At 67.0% G+C, this 15,529-nt stretch carries 12 protein-coding genes; 4 read left to right on the top strand and 8 right to left on the bottom strand.

Features of this window, described 5'->3' with window-relative positions; translation table 11 throughout:
• Positions 1 to 40: 40 nt before the first annotated feature.
• The 4 genes from BWQ93_RS06060 to BWQ93_RS06075 all read left to right on the top strand — a co-directional run bounded on the left by BWQ93_RS06060 (position 41) and on the right by BWQ93_RS06075 (position 7,424).
• Positions 41 to 3,253, top strand: a complete 3,213-nt coding sequence (locus BWQ93_RS06060) for an autotransporter outer membrane beta-barrel domain-containing protein (protein ID WP_077029728.1) — start codon at positions 41 to 43, stop codon at positions 3,251 to 3,253.
• Between the two features lie 157 nt (positions 3,254 to 3,410).
• On the top strand, positions 3,411 to 4,049 hold the full coding sequence (locus BWQ93_RS06065) for a sigma-70 family RNA polymerase sigma factor (protein WP_335694639.1): 639 nt from the start codon (positions 3,411 to 3,413) through the stop codon (positions 4,047 to 4,049).
• A 1-nt stretch (position 4,050) separates the two neighbouring features.
• Positions 4,051 to 4,974, top strand: a complete 924-nt coding sequence (locus tag BWQ93_RS06070) for a FecR family protein (protein WP_077029730.1) — start codon at positions 4,051 to 4,053, stop codon at positions 4,972 to 4,974.
• 2 nt (positions 4,975 to 4,976) lie between these two features.
• Complete coding sequence (locus BWQ93_RS06075) at positions 4,977 to 7,424, top strand: TonB-dependent receptor domain-containing protein (RefSeq protein ID WP_077029731.1); 2,448 nt, start codon at positions 4,977 to 4,979, stop codon at positions 7,422 to 7,424.
• 227 nt (positions 7,425 to 7,651) lie between these two features.
• Here BWQ93_RS06075 and BWQ93_RS06080 read toward each other — a convergent pair whose 3' ends face one another.
• From BWQ93_RS06080 to BWQ93_RS06115, 8 genes are all read right to left on the bottom strand, one after another.
• Positions 7,652 to 8,791 (bottom strand): acyl-CoA dehydrogenase family protein, encoded by a 1,140-nt coding sequence (locus BWQ93_RS06080; RefSeq protein ID WP_077029732.1) that lies wholly within the window; start codon positions 8,789 to 8,791, stop codon positions 7,652 to 7,654.
• Positions 8,792 to 8,902: 111 nt separating this feature from the next.
• Positions 8,903 to 10,096 (bottom strand): acyl-CoA dehydrogenase family protein, encoded by a 1,194-nt coding sequence (locus BWQ93_RS06085; protein ID WP_077029733.1) that lies wholly within the window; start codon positions 10,094 to 10,096, stop codon positions 8,903 to 8,905.
• A 191-nt stretch (positions 10,097 to 10,287) separates the two neighbouring features.
• Positions 10,288 to 10,905: a phage tail protein gene (locus tag BWQ93_RS06090; RefSeq protein ID WP_083720664.1), complete on the bottom strand. Its 618-nt coding sequence runs from the start codon at positions 10,903 to 10,905 to the stop codon at positions 10,288 to 10,290.
• Positions 10,906 to 10,932: 27 nt separating this feature from the next.
• Positions 10,933 to 11,565, bottom strand: a complete 633-nt coding sequence (locus BWQ93_RS06095) for a phage tail protein (protein WP_083720666.1) — start codon at positions 11,563 to 11,565, stop codon at positions 10,933 to 10,935.
• A gap of 34 nt (positions 11,566 to 11,599) precedes the next feature.
• A complete protein-coding gene (locus BWQ93_RS06100; protein WP_083720668.1) occupies positions 11,600 to 12,199 on the bottom strand; it encodes a phage tail protein in 600 nt (199 codons plus the stop codon).
• Between the two features lie 85 nt (positions 12,200 to 12,284).
• Positions 12,285 to 13,184, bottom strand: coding sequence for a PAS domain-containing protein (locus tag BWQ93_RS06105; RefSeq protein ID WP_077029736.1), 900 nt, complete (start codon positions 13,182 to 13,184; stop codon positions 12,285 to 12,287).
• Between the two features lie 69 nt (positions 13,185 to 13,253).
• A complete protein-coding gene (locus tag BWQ93_RS06110; protein WP_077029737.1) occupies positions 13,254 to 14,879 on the bottom strand; it encodes a TadG family pilus assembly protein in 1,626 nt (541 codons plus the stop codon).
• Entirely contained in the window at positions 14,879 to 15,334 is a 456-nt protein-coding gene (locus BWQ93_RS06115; protein WP_083720670.1) for a TadE/TadG family type IV pilus assembly protein, read from the bottom strand. Before BWQ93_RS06115 ends, BWQ93_RS06110 begins: the two co-directional genes overlap by 1 nt.
• Between the last annotated feature and the right edge of the window lie 195 nt (positions 15,335 to 15,529).

Raw genomic sequence — 15,529 nt, forward strand, 5'->3', positions numbered from 1 at the left:
GTCGCGGGAGCTGTCCCGCCCCGATTTCAAGAGGAACTCAATGCGCAAGACCCTGCTCGCGTCGACCTGCCTGGTGGCAGTCATGGCCACCCCCGCCTTTGCCGAAACCGTGATCGGTAATGCGCTTACCACGCCGATCCGTTCCTCGACCGTCAACGGCGGCACCACCCCCGACGACTCCCGCCTCGCGGCCTCGGGCTCGATCAAGCCGACTTCGGGCACCGCGGTGACCATCGACAGCAATCACAAGTTCGTCAACGAAGGCACGATCCAGATCACCAATGCCGACGGATCGAAGGGCATCGTCGCCAATGCCGGCGTGACGAGCAACATCACCAACACCGCCAGCGGCAAGATCATCATCGACGAAAGCTATGCGCCGACCGACATCGACAACGACGGCGACATCGACGGTGCCTTCGCGATTGGCAACAACCGCGTCGGCATCGAGACCCTCGGCGCCTTCACCGGCAATGTCGTCAACTCGGGCGCGATCACGGTCGAGGGGAATAATTCGGCGGGCATCCGTCTAGGCGGCGCGCTGACCGGTAATTTCACCAATGACGGCACGATCTCGGTACTCGGCGACCGTGCGCTCGGCGTCGGGATCCAGGACGTCACCGGCAATGTCCGCCTCGCGGGCACGATCGCCGCGACCGGCCTCGACGCGACCGCGGCGCGGCTCAGCGGCAACATCACCGGCTCGCTCGTCGTACAGGGCAATCTGACCTCGACCGGCTATCGCTTCACCACCCCGCCGGCGGATCCGTCGAAGCTCGACGCCGACGACCTGCTCAACGGCGGCCCAGCGCTGTCGATCGAGGGCAACGTCACCGGCGGCGTCATCTTCGCCATCCCCCCGAAGGACAGCAGCACCACCGACAATGACGAGGACAAGGACGGCATCGAGGACGCCAAGGAAGGCTCGGCGGTCGTCCGCTCCTTCGGTTCGGCCCCTGCGGTGCGCATCGGCGCGGCCGGGCGCGACGTCACCATCGGCGCGGTCCCCGGCACCGGTACCGGCTTCGGCGTGATCGTCGACGGCACGATCCTCGGCAACGGCCTCTATGCGGGCAAGAACGCCACGGCGATGCAAATCGGCGGCCTCGGCGGCAATGTGAATATCGCCGGCGGCGTTGCGATCGGCAGCGCCGGCCTCGTCAGCGCCATCTCGAACGGCGCCTCGGCGACCGCGATCCAGGTCGGCGCGGGCACAACGCTCGGCGAAATCCGCAATGCCGGCAAGATCGACGCACAGGGCGGCAACGCCGCGACCGCGATCACCACCGGCATCGTCGTCGAGGCCGGCAGCAATGTCGGGCTGATCCGCAACAGTGGCACCATCGCTGCGAAGGCGGCGGGCGACAACGGCACCGCGCGCGGTATCGTCGACCTGTCTGGCACCGTCGGGACGATCGAGAACAGCGGCACCATTTCGGCGACCGGCGCGCTCGGCACCTCCGACCGCAACATCGCGATCGACCTGTCGAGCAACCTCGGCGGCGCCTCGGTCAAGCAGACCGCGGTTGCGTCGGGCATCGCTGCCCCCGCGATCATCGGCGACGTGCGCTTCGGCGTCGGCAACGACCTCATCGACATCGCCGACGGCTCGATGAAGGGCGACGCCTTCTTCGGCACCGGCAACAACACGCTCGCGCTGTCGGGCGACGGCACCTTCGACGGCACCGCAACCTTCGGCGGCGGCAACGACATCATGACCCTCGCCGGAACCTCGAAATTCGGCGGCGTCGCCGATTTCGGCGGCGGCAGCGACTCGCTGACCATCGGCGGCACCGCGATGTTCTCGGGCCGCCTCGCCAATTCACAGGGCCTGGCGGTCGCGGTCAGTGGCGGCACCTTCGACGTCGTCGGCGCGGCGACGATCTCGTCGCTCGCCGTCACCAACAAGGGCGTGCTCGGCGTGACGCTCGACGGCGGCAACACCGGTACCGCGATCCAGGTGACGGGCAACGCCAGCTTCGGCGCCGAATCGAAGCTCGCGCTGCGTCTCACCAGCCTCGACGATGCCGAGGGCCAGCATGTCGTGCTAACAGCCGGTACGCTGACCGGCGCGAATAACCTCACCGCCACCTCGACGCTGCTACCCTTCCTCTACAAGGGCACGCTGACCTCGAACGCCACCCAGCTGATCGTCGATGTGTCGCGCAAGACCACGACCGAACTCGGCCTCAACCGCTCGGAAGGCGGCGCCTTCAACGCGGTGATCGACGCGCTGTCGGCGGACGAGGATATCGAACAGGTCTTCCTCGACATCACCGACGGCGGCCAGTTCAAGGCCCAGCTGGGCCAGATGCTGCCCGAGCATGAGGGCGGCGTGTTCGAAACCGTAACCTCCGGCTCGCGTGCCTTGGCCCGCTACCTGAACGACCCCAACGCGCCGTTCCAGGACCAGGGCAAATGGGGTTACTGGATCAACCAGGCGGTCTGGGGCACGTCGAAGAGCGTCGGCGACACGGCGGGCTACGACGTCACCGGCTGGGGCGTCGCGCTCGGCGCCGAGATCAAGACCGATCTTGGCAATTTCGGCGGCTCGGTCGGCTTCCTCAGCGGCAAGGACGGCAACAAGGCGAACGCCAACGAAGTGTCGTCGAGCCAGTTCGAGGGCGCGCTCCACTGGCGCCTTCGCTCGAACGGCATCCTCGCCAGCGCGCGCGTCTCGGGCGCCCCGGTCAGCTTCAAGGGCACGCGCCTGTTCCAGGCCGAAGCCGGTGCCGACGACATCAACGAGACGATGCGCGCCAAGTGGGACGGCACCCTGTGGTCGGCCGCTGGCTCGGTTGCCTATGACACGCGTCTCGGCGGCATCTCGTTCCGCCCGGCGGTAGCGGTCGACTATTACAAGCTGCAGGAAGACGGCTACACCGAAACCGGCGGCGGCGACGCCCTCGACCTCACCGTGCTGAGCCGCGACAGCGACGAACTCGCGGTGTCGGGCACCGTCGCGCTCGGCCTCGATTTCGGCGGCCAAGACGAATATGACGGCTGGACGCGCTTCGAGATCGAGGGCGGCCGCCGCCAGATCGTCGGCGGCTCGCTCGGCACGACGACCGCGTCGTTCAAGGACGGCACCCCCTTCACTCTCACCCCTGATGATCGCACGAGCGGCTGGGTCGGCCGCATCCGCGGGATCGCCGGCAACTCTGCATTCCAGGTTGGGGGCGAACTCTCCGCGGAAGAACAGCAAAGCCATGTGGCTTGGGCTTTCCGTGCGAGCCTCAAGGTCGGTCTCTAAGCCCCCGGGTCCGACCTTGTCCCGGCAAGGGGGAAGCACCCACCCCACCCTCCGCTTCCCCCTTGCCCTTCTATTTGACGAACGAACGAGGATCATGATTGCCGCCACCGCCCCCTTCCCTCTTCACCGCGAGCATCGTTTCCATGCGGGAGAGGTCATGCCGCGGTTGCGCGCCGCGCTGGGGGCGCTATATGACGGCCCCGCCAGGGGGACGTGGGGCACCAGCCAGGCAGGTGCCGAAAAGCAGCAGATGGCGTTCCGAATCAATCGATCCATGACAGAGGCGACCGACGCACCGCAGCCCATGCAGGGCATCGAGGGGGTATTGCTCGCCAACCGCGCGCGCATCATCCGCTTCCTCGAGGTGCGCGGTGCGGGCCCGGGCGCCGAGGACCTGTTCCAGGACCTGTGGATGCGGCTCACCGATCGCCGCACCGGGCCGATCGCCGACCCGCTCTCCTATGTCATGCGCGCCGCGAACAATCTGATGCTCGACCGCTATCGCTCGGCGCGCCAGAGCGAGCTGCGCGACAAGGCGTGGGGCGAAAATGCCGCCACCGAAGCGCCTTCGGCCGAAACCGCGCTGATCTCGCGGCAGCAACTCGAGCAGGTCGAGGCGGCGATCGAGGCGACCGGCACGCGCCCCGCGCGCATCTTCCGCCGCTTCCGCGTCGACGGTATCGCGCAGCGCGACATCGCCGCCGAACAGGGCGTGAGCCTCAGCACGGTCGAGGCCGACCTGCGCAAGGTCTATGCCGCGCTCGCCGCGATCAGGAGGCAGTTCGATGCAACCTGACATGACCGCCATCGAAGCGCGCGCGATCGACTGGGTCATCGCCCAGCGCGATCCCGCTTTCGCCGACTGGTACGCTTTCGCCGACTGGCTGGCCGAGGACCCGGCGCACGCCGCGGCCTATGACGCCGTCGCGCTGCTCGACGCCGACCTCGACGCGCTTCCCGCCCGGCCCGCGGCGCCCGTCGCGGCCAACGACGAAGCGCCCCGCGTGCGTCCGTCGCGCCGCGCCTGGTTCGGCGGGGCGATCGCCGCCGCCCTCGTCGCCGCGATCACCGTCCCCAATATCGGCCTGTTCGGCGACCCGAATCGAATCCAGACGGCGCCGGGCGAGCACCGCACGCTCGAACTCGCCGACGGGTCGCGGATCGAGATCAACGGCGGCTCGGTCGTGACCCTCGACGAGGAACGCCCACGCTTTGCCAAGCTGGAGAGCGGCGAAGCGATGTTCCATGTCGTCCACCGCGAATCGGATCCCTTCGTGGTCGAGACGGGCGGCGCGCGGCTCGTCGATCTCGGCACCGCCTTCAACGTCGTGCGCCGCGACCGCGCGACCAGCGTCGCGGTGTCCGAAGGCATCGTGGTCTACAACCCGCACCGCGACAATGTGCGCATGGTCGCGGGCGAAGGCATCGAGGCGCGCGACGGCGAGAAGAGCGCACCCAAGGTACGCAAGATCGACAGCGCGACGATCGGCGGCTGGCGCAGCGGCCAGCTGGTCTATGCCGACACGCCCTTGTCCGTGGTCGCGGGCGACCTCCGGCGCACTGCGGGAATCGCGGTCAGCGTATCGCCCGAAGCCGCGGACCTCCCCTTCCGCGGCGCGCTCGTGATCGGCGCAGACAAGGGCCGTGCCATCACAGACCTCGCCGCGCTCTCCGGTACCCGCGCCGAGCGGCGCGGCGACGGCTGGGTTCTCACGCGCTGACGATGCGGCGCAGCCTGCCCCTCGCCGCCGCGATCGCGATGCTCGCCGTCCCTGCCGTGGCGCAGGCCGCGGAAGAACGCGCGTTCGACGTGCCCAAGGGAAATTTGTCGACCAGCCTGCCTTTGCTTAGCCGCCAGGGCGGCGTCAGCATCAGCGTCGCCGACGCCGGCCTCTGGGGCAACCGCGTCAAGAAGGTGCGCGGGCGGATGAGCATCGAAGAGGCGATCCACCGCATGCTCGCGGGCTCCGACGCGCGCGCCGTGCGCGTCAGCGCGACCAGCTGGCGCATCGAACGCCGCCCGCCGCCGCCCAAGGTCGCGCGACGCGCCACCTCGCCGCCAAAACAGCCGCCGCCCCGAGCGCGGGCACCCGACAATCTCGTCGCCGGGCCCGATGACGAGATCATCGTCACCGCCTCGAAGACCGATCTGCCCTACGCAAGCTTTGCGGGCGTCGCCACCGTGCTGGATGGCGGCGATTTGGCGTTCGGCGGCGAGCGCGGGATGGAATCGATCCTGTCGCGCATGGCGACCGTCTCCTCGACCCACCTGGGTTCGGGGCGCAACAAGCTGTTCATCCGCGGCATCGCCGATTCCAGCTTCACCGGCCCGACTCAATCGACCGTCGGCCAATATCTCGGCGACATCCGGCTCAGCTACAATGCGCCCGACCCGGACCTCCGCCTCTATGACATCCAGAATGTCGAGGTCCTCGAAGGGCCGCAGGGCACACTCTACGGCGCCGGTTCGCTCGGCGGCATCATCCGCGCGGTCCCCAACGCCCCCGATCCCTATCGCCAGACGGTTCAGGCGATCGCCGGCGTGTCGGTGACCCAGCATGGCGACCCCGGCGGCGACCTCGGTGCGATCGTCAACCTGCCCGTCGGCGACGGCGGCCATGCGCTGCGCCTCGTCGGCTATATGCTCAGCGACGGCGGCTATATCGACAATCCGATGCTGGGCCAGAACGACGTCAACCGCGTCGACGTCCGCGGCGGTCGCGGCACCTTTCGCTTCGACGCGGGCAATGACTGGACGATCGATCTCGGCGGCGTCTACCAGACGATCGCTTCGCGCGACGCGCAATATGCCGACAAGAATGCGCCGCCGCTGATCCGCAATTCGAACGTCGAGCAAAATGCCAAGGCCAAATACGGCCTCGGGACCATCGTCGTGATGAAGGAGTGGGACGGGCTGTTCTTCCAGTCGTCGAACGCCTTCGTCAGCCACCGGCTGTTCGAACGCTTCGACGCCAGCAAGCCGAACGATCCGCCGCGCATCCTCGACCAACGCAACGCGACGCGGATGTTCGTCAGCGAGACGCGGCTGTCGCGCCCGTTCGACGACGGGCTCGGCTGGGTGGTCGGGGTCAGCCTGCTCGACAACCGCACGCGCCAGAGCCGCGAAATCGGCGACGCCTTCGTCCAGATGCCGCTCACCGGCGTATCGAACCGGATCACCGAAGTGACAGGCTATGGCGAGGCGACGGTCGAGCTGATGCCGAACCTGATCGCAGCGGGCGGCCTCCGGCTCTCGCACGCGCGCCTCGACGGTGCGGGGCGCGACGTTCCGCTCGACGTCGCTTTCGCGGGCCGCGCCGAGACCGCGCACCGGTCCGAAACCGACCTCCTGCCCTCGGCCTCGCTGCTCGCTACGCCGATGCGCGACGTGACGCTCTACGTCCGCTATCAGGAGGGTTTCCGCCCAGGCGGCCTCGCGGTCGACAATAATTTCGTCCGCCGCTTCCGCAACGACCAGGTCCAGACGCTCGAAACCGGGGTGCGCTTCGGCGAGAAGGGCTGGACGCCGTTTGACGCCAGCCTGTCGATATCGCATAGCCGCTGGCGCGATATCCAGGCCGATTTCATCGACACGAACGGCTTCCCGACCACCGCCAATATCGGCGACGGGCGGATCACCAGCGTCACCGGCGCCTTTGCGGTGCGTCCGATCCCCGAGCTGTCGTTCGAGCTGGGCGGCGTGTACAATCACAGCCGCGTGACCGAGCTTTTCTCGACCGAATTGCGCACAATCGCGGTGCGCGCCGCGGCGGCGGGCGGCGATGTCGGGATTACCATCCCGCAGGAACAATTGCTCGAGCGCCTCGGCCAGATTCCGAATGTCGCAAAATATGCGGTGCGCGGCTCGTTCAACTATGCCGCGCCGATGGGCGACGAGGATCTGCGCGTGAACGGCTGGGCGAATTATGTCGGCCCGTCCCGGCTCGGTATCGGTCCGATCCTCGGCGAGGGCCAGGGCAAATATGTCGACACCGGCCTCGCGATGCGTCTCGGCAACCATCGCCGCGGCCTGTCGCTGACGCTGACCAACCTCTTCGACGCCAAGGGCAACCGCTTCGCCCTCGGCACGCCCTTCGTCGAGGGCAGCGCGGGGTATCTGACCCCGCTGCGCCCGCGGACGCTCCGGATCGCGATCGACTTGTCGTATTGACGGGTGGCTTAGGGCCGCTTCGGGGTGGGGAGCGGACGTTCCGAATGCTCCCTGCGGCGTAGCCGTGGGGAGGGGGACCACCCGCAGGGTGATGGAGGAGTCGGTGCCATAAGCGTCAGCGTTGGAGGCCTCCACCCCTCCACCATGCTTCGCATGTTCCCCCTCCCCATCGCTGCGCGACAGGGAGAATAAGATGTCCGCTCCGCCCGAAACCTGCCCTCAGCCACCTATTCCGCCAAAGTCAGCGCCTCGTAGCGCTCCATATGATAATCGGCGCTGCCGAACTGGCCCTCTATCATCGTCGCGCGCTTGAAATAATGGCCGATCGCCAGCTCCTGCGTGATGCCGATGCCGCCGTGCGTCTGGATCGCGTTCTGGCCAACGAAGTTCGCGCCGCGCGCGACCTTGTACTTCGCCGCCGACACCGCGGCCTTGCGCTCGTCGGCGGGGAGGCCCAGCTTCAGCGTCCCCATGATCGTCATCGAGCGCGCCTGCTCGACCTCCATGAACATGTCGACCATACGGTGCTGCAGCACCTGGAACTTCGCGATCGGTACGCCGAACTGCTTGCGCTGTTGCGTATAGTCCAGCGTGCCTTCGTGCAGCTTCTGCATCACGCCGGTGGCTTCCGCGCACACCGCGATGGTCGCCTCGTCGACGATCTGTTCGATCAGCGCCAGCCCTTCGCCCTCGCCGCCCAGCAGCGCGTCGGCGGGGATGGCGACATTCTCGAAATAGATTTCCGACGCGCGGCTGCCGTCGACGGTCGGATAGTCGCGGCGAACGATGCCCGGCAGGTTCGCGTCGATCAGGAACAAGGACACGCCCTCGCGGTCGCGCTGGCCGCCGCCGGTGCGCGCGGTGACGAGCAGGTGCGTCGCCCAAGGTGCGGCATAGACCACGCTCTTGTGACCATTGAGCACATAGCCCGCGCCATCCTTCTTCGCGCTGGTGCGCAGATTGGCGAGGTCGTAGCGGCCCTGCGGTTCGGCGTAAGCGAAGGCAACGATGACCTTGCCCGCGATGATCTCGGGGATGAATTTGTCGGCCTGCGCGCCGCCGACGGCCTTGAGCGCGCCGCCCGCGATGACTACGGTGGGCAGGTACGGCTCGATGCCGAGCACTTTGCCGAGTTCCTCCATGATGATCGCATTTTCCAGAGCGCCGCCGCCGAGGCCACCATGCTCTTCCGAAAAGGCCGCGCCGAGCATGCCCAGTTCTTGCGCCAGCGCGGTCCAGATCGCGGGATCGCGGCCCTCGTCGCTCGCGATGAACTTCTGGCGCGTCTCGAAATCATAGGTGTCGCCGAGGAAGCGGGCCAGCGTGTCGCGGATCATGTCCTGCGTTTCGGTGTAGGTGAAATCCATTGTCGTTATCCTCGATTTCATCGTCAACCCGGCGGAAGCCGGGATCTCACCGCTGCGTCATGGCGCGAGGTCGAGATCCCGGCCTCCGCCGGGATGACGTCAATTATGTGATCAGAGCCCCAAAACCATCTTCGCGATGATGTTGCGCTGGATCTCGTTCGACCCGCCGTAAATCGTCGTCTTGCGGACGTTGAAATAGGTCGGCGCCGCGCGGTGCGCATAATCGGGCCCGATCGGATGCTCGTTGTCGCCCTCGCCGAAACCGCGGAAATAGGGCGCGCCATAATGGCCCACCGCTTCTAGCGTCAGTTCGGTCAGCCGCTGCTGGATTTCCGATCCCTTGATCTTGAGCAGGCTCGATTCCGGCCCCGGTCCGCGGCCCGCATTGGGCCCCGCCAGGCTGCGCAGCTCGGTAAATTCGAGCGCCGTGAGATCGACCTCGAGCTCGGCGATCTTGCGCTTGAAGAAGGCGTTCTGGATCAGCGGCTTGTCGCCGTCGAGTTCGGTACGCGCGATCGCCTTGACCTTCTCGACGCCGCGCTTCGACGCAGCGACGCCGGCGATGCCGGTGCGCTCGTGCGCGAGCAGGAACTTGGCGCAGGTCCAGCCCTTATTCTCTTCGTAGACGCGCTGCGACTGCGGGACGCGAACATCCTCCAGCCACACTTCGTTGACTTCATGCTCGCCGCCCAGCGTGATGATCGGGCGCACGGTGATGCCGGGCGACTTCATGTCGATGAGGAGGAAGCTGATGCCTTCCTGCTGCTTGGCGTCCTTGTCGGTGCGGACGAGGAAAAAGCCCCAGTCGGCGTGCTGCGCCATCGTCGTCCAGGTCTTCTGGCCGTTGACGATATAGTCGTCGCCGTCGGGAACCGCCGTCGTGCGCAGGCTGGCGAGATCCGATCCCGCGCCGGGTTCCGAATAGCCCTGGCACCACCAATCCTCGCCCGACAGGATGCGGGGGAGGAAATAGGCCTTCTGCTCGGGGGTACCGAAAGTGTAGATCACCGGGCCGACCATCGCGAGGCCGAAGGGCATCAGCCGGATGCAGTCGGCGCGCGCGGTTTCCTCGGAGAAGATGAAGCGCTGCGTCGGGGTCCAGCCGGTGCCGCCATATTCGACCGGCCATGCGGGAGCGACCCAGCCCTTCTTGTAGAGCACCTTGTGCCACGCCAGGAAATCTTCCTTGGACAGCTCTTCCCCCTCATCCTGCTTGCCGCGCAATTCTTCGGGGTAGTTTTCGGCGATGAAGTTCCGGACTTCCTGCTGGAAGGCCAGGTCTTCGGGGCTGAACTCCATGTCCATTCTGATTCTCCCAAGGGCTGTGCCCGGTTTATAGGACCGGTTCACGCTTACGTAAAGGTAAGTTGTATTTTGCTACGCGATATGCGGCAACTTCGCCAACTTCGAAGGACTTGTCCAGATGCGCACGAAGGCGCCGCGGCGCAAAGCCGGGCGCGGTATTATCCTGCGTTGATATGCGGACTTCCGGCGCGCTATTGCGTCGGCAGCGGCGGTGCACCGCGATAGGCGATGCACCAGCGCAGCGCGACGAAAGGTTCGCGGGTTGCGATCGGCGCCGACTTACCCTCGGGCGCCACGACGACCGTCGAGGCTTCCATCTCGAAACCCGCGGGCGGGTCATAGCCCTCGATGAAGCTGTCGCTCGCCGATATGCCGATCGCGTTGCCGTTGGCGGTGGTCCGGTTCGCCGCGCCGGTGCTGGTCTGGATTCCGCCGCGGTGGGCGTGCGGCGGCAGGTTGGTTTCGGCGAGCTTCAAGCTCTCGTGGCCTAGCTTCTGTCCAGGCGCCACCGGCAGCAGCCCCGGCCCCACGCCATTGCCGACCGCCGCGCGGCTGCGCAGGTCGGGCAGCTGGAACACCCGGTTGTCGCCGCCATAGGTCGTCCCGATAGCGTTGTAGAGCGCCAGATTGTCGCGGATCACCAGCTCCCTGCCGTCGGCTTCGTAATAGTCCATCGGGCAATATGGGAAAGACACGAGCATCAGCTGCCCCGCCGAAGGCGAAACCTGCGCCGCAGCCGGCGCCGTCGACAGACATGCCAACCCGTATAGCGCAAGCGACATCCGCAAATTCATGGCCCTGCCCCGCATATTCCTGCCCCTATTCCTCGTTCGCCGTCAGTTGCGCGGCGGAAACACGCCCCAGGCCGCGATACAAAAGCGGTTCACGGTGAAGGGCGACTGGTTCGACACCGGATCGCTGCCGCCGGTCTTCTGGATTGCCACCGTGTCGGGATGCAGATTGCCATCGAAGGCGATCGTCGTCGAATATTGCGGCCCGCTCGTCTTGCCGAAGGCGTTGCGGAAGGGACGCGGTGTGTCGCTGTCGCCGTCGACCGAGCGGATCAACGCCTTGTGGCTGTGCGTCGCCAGCTGGTCGATCGTCAGCACCTGGTTTTCGGCGCCACCGGTGCCGCCCAGCGGCAGGTTGGCGAGTATCGGTCCCCACCCCGCTCCCACGGCGATCCGCCCGCGCAGATCGGGGATCGCGAAGGTCGTGACCCCATCGCCGCCATAGGTCTTGTCGATGAGCGAGAAGAGCTGCGAATAGGATGTCTTTTGCAGCAGGCGCCCGTCGGCCTCCAGCCAGCGCGCCGGACAGGGCCCCGCCATCTCGATCAGCTGCCCGATATAATAATGCTCGATAGGATCGGGCGGCGGAAGCTGCGCCATCGCGGGCATTGCCGCCACGGCCGCCCCGGTCCCGATCGACGCCAGCATCGCCGCCTTGCCGTAACGCATGTTCTTCATTCCCCCGATGCTCCCGCCATCACCATGCCGCGCATCAGCCCGGTGACGCCCCGTTCGGGAGGATGCAATATTGGATACCCAGCCCGGGCGAGCGCCGTTCGAACGGCTTTCCGTCGCCGCTGTTCACGAACGCCAGTGTTTCGCGGTTCATCAGATTCGCCGCCGGCAAGCCGCCCGCGACATATTTATTCGCCTGCGTCGTCGCAAAGATCGCGCCGAGCGCGCGATAGGCGTTACCGGCCCCGCTGGTTGTGCGGATCAGCGCGGTATGCTCGTGGCGCGGCATCTGATTTTCGGTCAGCGCCACCATATCGCTGCCGCCCTTTTCGCCCTGCGCGCGCGTCGTGCGCCCCTCGGCGCTACCCGCCCCCATCGACGTCCGGCCGCGCATGTCTGGCAACGCAAAGGTCGTGACGCCGTCGCCGCCATAGGCCTTGCCGATGGTTGTGAAGAGGTCCGGATAGTCGGCAATCTTCAGCAGCTGACCTTCGGCCGGCAGCGTTCCACCCGGACAGAATTTATAGGCGAATTTGACCAGTTCACCGCGATACTGCGCCGATGCCGACGGCGCCGCCGCAATCGCACCGCAAACCAGCACGACGCCAATACCACGCCGCACCCTTGTCCGGATCATCCGCAATCCCCCGATAGCCCTTCTGCAACCTTAAGGGAAAGCTTCTTGAAGTCAAAAGCTTAGCGATGAATTGAGTGGGCCCGATTTATGCCCGGCGGAGGGTCACCAGCACCACCGCCCCTTCGCTCGCATAGGCGCTGCGCCGCTCGACGATCGACAGCGTCACCGGCACGGCAGCGCCGTCGCGCGCGACCAGCTCCGACTCGATCCGCGCCGGCACGCCGGTCCGGAAAAGCTCTTCCAGTGCCTCGGCGAAAGCCTGGCGCCGCGCGAGCGCAAGCAGCGCCGAAAAGCGTACGCGCCGGATCGCCTCGTCGCCGACGCCGATCGTCGCCAGCAGCGCGTTATTGGCGTGCTCGATCGCTTCGCGCACCGAGATGCAGGCATGGCCGATGCCGCCGTCGACCTCGATCGCGCGAATCGCCGCGCCGCGCGCGTCGTCGCGTTCGCGCGCCGCCATCGCTTCGCTGACGTCGCGCAGCACGATCGCCCCGCCGATCGGCAACGGAATCAGGTCGGCATGCAGCCACTGCCCCGGACGCAGCAGCGACGGCAGGTCGCCCGAAAAACGCTCGCGGTGATCGATCATGCGCAGAATATGGTGGAAGACCAGGCTGGTCTCGATCGCGGGCAGCGCGGCGACCAGCGGCTGGCCGACCAGCGCCGCGGCGTTCGCCTCGAGCATGTCGCCCGCGGCGGGGTTGATCGCGACGATCCGACGCTGCCGGTCGACGAGAATCAGGCTGTCGCGAATCGATTCAAGCAACAGCGCCTGCGATTCGCGCAGCCTTGCCGCGGACGAGTCCGCTGCCTCTGCACCCGCCCCACCCAGCCGACGATAATCGTCGAGCGAGATGAGAACATGCGCGTCCTTGCCGTGATGTGTCACCACCACGGGCCGCCGCGCCGCGTGCTGCCTCCAGTTCGCAAAACCGCGGATGAAATCCGCCGCCGATACGCGTTCGGGTGAGCGATCCAACTCCATATTGTCCTCCGGACCGATGCCGTCTCTCGTATTTTGGGACGCGCGGGGGCGCCTTCGCTCCGGACCGGATCAACCCACCAGCCGCGCCTGGCCGCAGCGCAACGCGTTGACGCGGGCGTCGGCCTGCCCGACATGGAGGCCGAGCACAGCCGTCACTTGCTCTAGCACGCCGTCGAGCACCGGCGCAGCGGTGGCGACGGTCTGGGCCACAAGAGTCTTCAAGGCCCCGAGATTCAACCCGATTCCCAGCACCGATCCCGTCAGTTCCATGCGGTCCGACAGCGACTTCGCGGCGCCCGCCACCAACCCCGTGCTCGACACTGTCTTGACCGTGCCGTCGGCAATGTCGTCCCGCGAAAAGGCGACGGGTTTCTCCTCCAGATCGGACAGGAAAAGTTCGGCCTCGGCATCGACGCTGGCGAGCGGCAGCTTCAGCAGTCGCGCCTTCCCGGGATCGAGCGCGCGCCCCATGTCGCGGAAGTCGCTGTCGCTGACGCTGCCGATCGCAAGCATCGCGGGCGAGGTCGTCACCGCAAGCTTCACCGCCTCGTCGCTACCCTTGCTGCAGTCGATGTCCGAAATGCGTGCGGCGGCCGACCCGAGCTCGGCGAGCACCGGAATCTCGACCGTCGCGACCGGGGTCGCCACCTTCGTATCGACGCGCAGCCGCACCTGCGCGGTGCGGACGACGACCTCATTGTCGTCCGTGACTGCGATCAGCGGCGAATTGGCCGGCGGCTCGCCGATGATCAGCCCCACCTTGATATGCGACCCGCCGGGCAGGCCGCTGACCAGGTCGAGGTCGACCTGGCGATCGGCCGAAGCGGTCACCAGCATCGCGCGCATCAGGCTGAGCAGGTTGACGCGCACCGGGTTCGCGGGATCGACGCGTGCGCTCGCGTGGCGCGGGCCGAGGTCGATCACCGAGGCCGGGATCAAGGTCGTCGGGTCCGCGCGTGCCGCCATATGCTCGACCACCGACGCGGCGCTGCCGTCGGAAGCTGCGGCAAGCGCCGAGAGTACCTGCGGCATGGTCACCTCGCTGTTCAGCGTCTGGCCGAAGGTCAGCGCCTCGACCCCGATCTCGGTGCGCAGCGCTTCCGAAAAGGCGAGCAGGTCGACGTCGGCGCTCGCCAGCGCGTTGTAATCCATCACCGAAAGGCCCAATTCGCTGCCCGTCAGCGCCGACAGGATCGCGTTGGGGACGCCGCCGTTGACCGCCGCGACACGCGAGCCGAGCGAAAAGGCCGCATAGCCGCGCCGCGCACCCGTAGCGCTCGCGCTGATCACATTGCTGTTGCGCCCGGTGATGAGGCGCCCGAAGAACAGGGGATGCGAGCGTGTCAGCACGATGCGCACCGCATTTGGCGACGACCCGCCCTCGGTGAAGCGCTGTTCGGCGGCGATGCCGGCGTCGGGGGCGTAGCTGCCGCGGGTGATCGAGGCGATGACTATGCCGCAGTCGCAGTTGGCGGCGATGATGCGTTCCGCCGCTGCGCGTTCCTCGCCGGGCTTGGCGGCGGCGGCCATCGCGGCAGCATCGGCGATCCCCTGCAGCTTGCGACGGTCGAGGTGCAGCGCGCCGATATCGACCGCCAGCGCCGCAGCGCCGATCAGCATCGTCAGCCCGAAGGCGGCGGCGATGCTGATCGCTCCGCGCGTATCGCGATGCAGCGAAGAGAGCAGCGCGCGCATCAGTCGGCCGGCAGTTCGAAGGTCGCGCTGGCGCGGATCTCGTCGCCGGGCGAGGGCACGAGCGAATTGCGCAGCAGGCTGGTTTCCGGAACCCGGTAGGTCAGATCGACCGTGATCGCGTCGCTTGTTTCGGAGACCGCCACGTCGCGGAGTTCGGTGCGATAGCCCCCGACGCCGTGCATGCTGCGGTCGATCGCGCGCACCGCCACCGCGCGGCGGTCGGCGGCGTCGAGCCCGGTGATCGCGGCGCGCGCGCCGTCGTTCGCCGCCTGCTGCACGCTGTGCGCGAGCATGAAATATTGGCCGTAGATCAGGATGCCGAGCAGCAGCATCAGGAACAGCGGCAGCAGCAGCGCGGTCTCGATCATCGCAGTGCCGCGCGCGTTGCGCCGAAAGACGGCAGCAAGGCGGCGGAGGTGGGCCGCACACGGGATATGGCGAACGATCCAGGTCATGCCGGGATCGTGGCATGCGGGGCGTGAAAGCCGTCGCTGTCTTCCGATGCGACGATTCTACGCAAAATGCGCAAAATGGGGGGAAGGTCTGGCTCGCCTAAAGGCCGGAAAACCGGGGCGATCTGCGAACCGAACGCTAGCAGGTTAACGAAGCCCGAAGCGTTGCCATGCGGAAATTACGTCAAATACGGCTTC

Origin of the sequence: Sphingopyxis sp. QXT-31 (genome assembly GCF_001984035.1) — a bacterium.
Classification (GTDB): domain Bacteria; phylum Pseudomonadota; class Alphaproteobacteria; order Sphingomonadales; family Sphingomonadaceae; genus Sphingopyxis.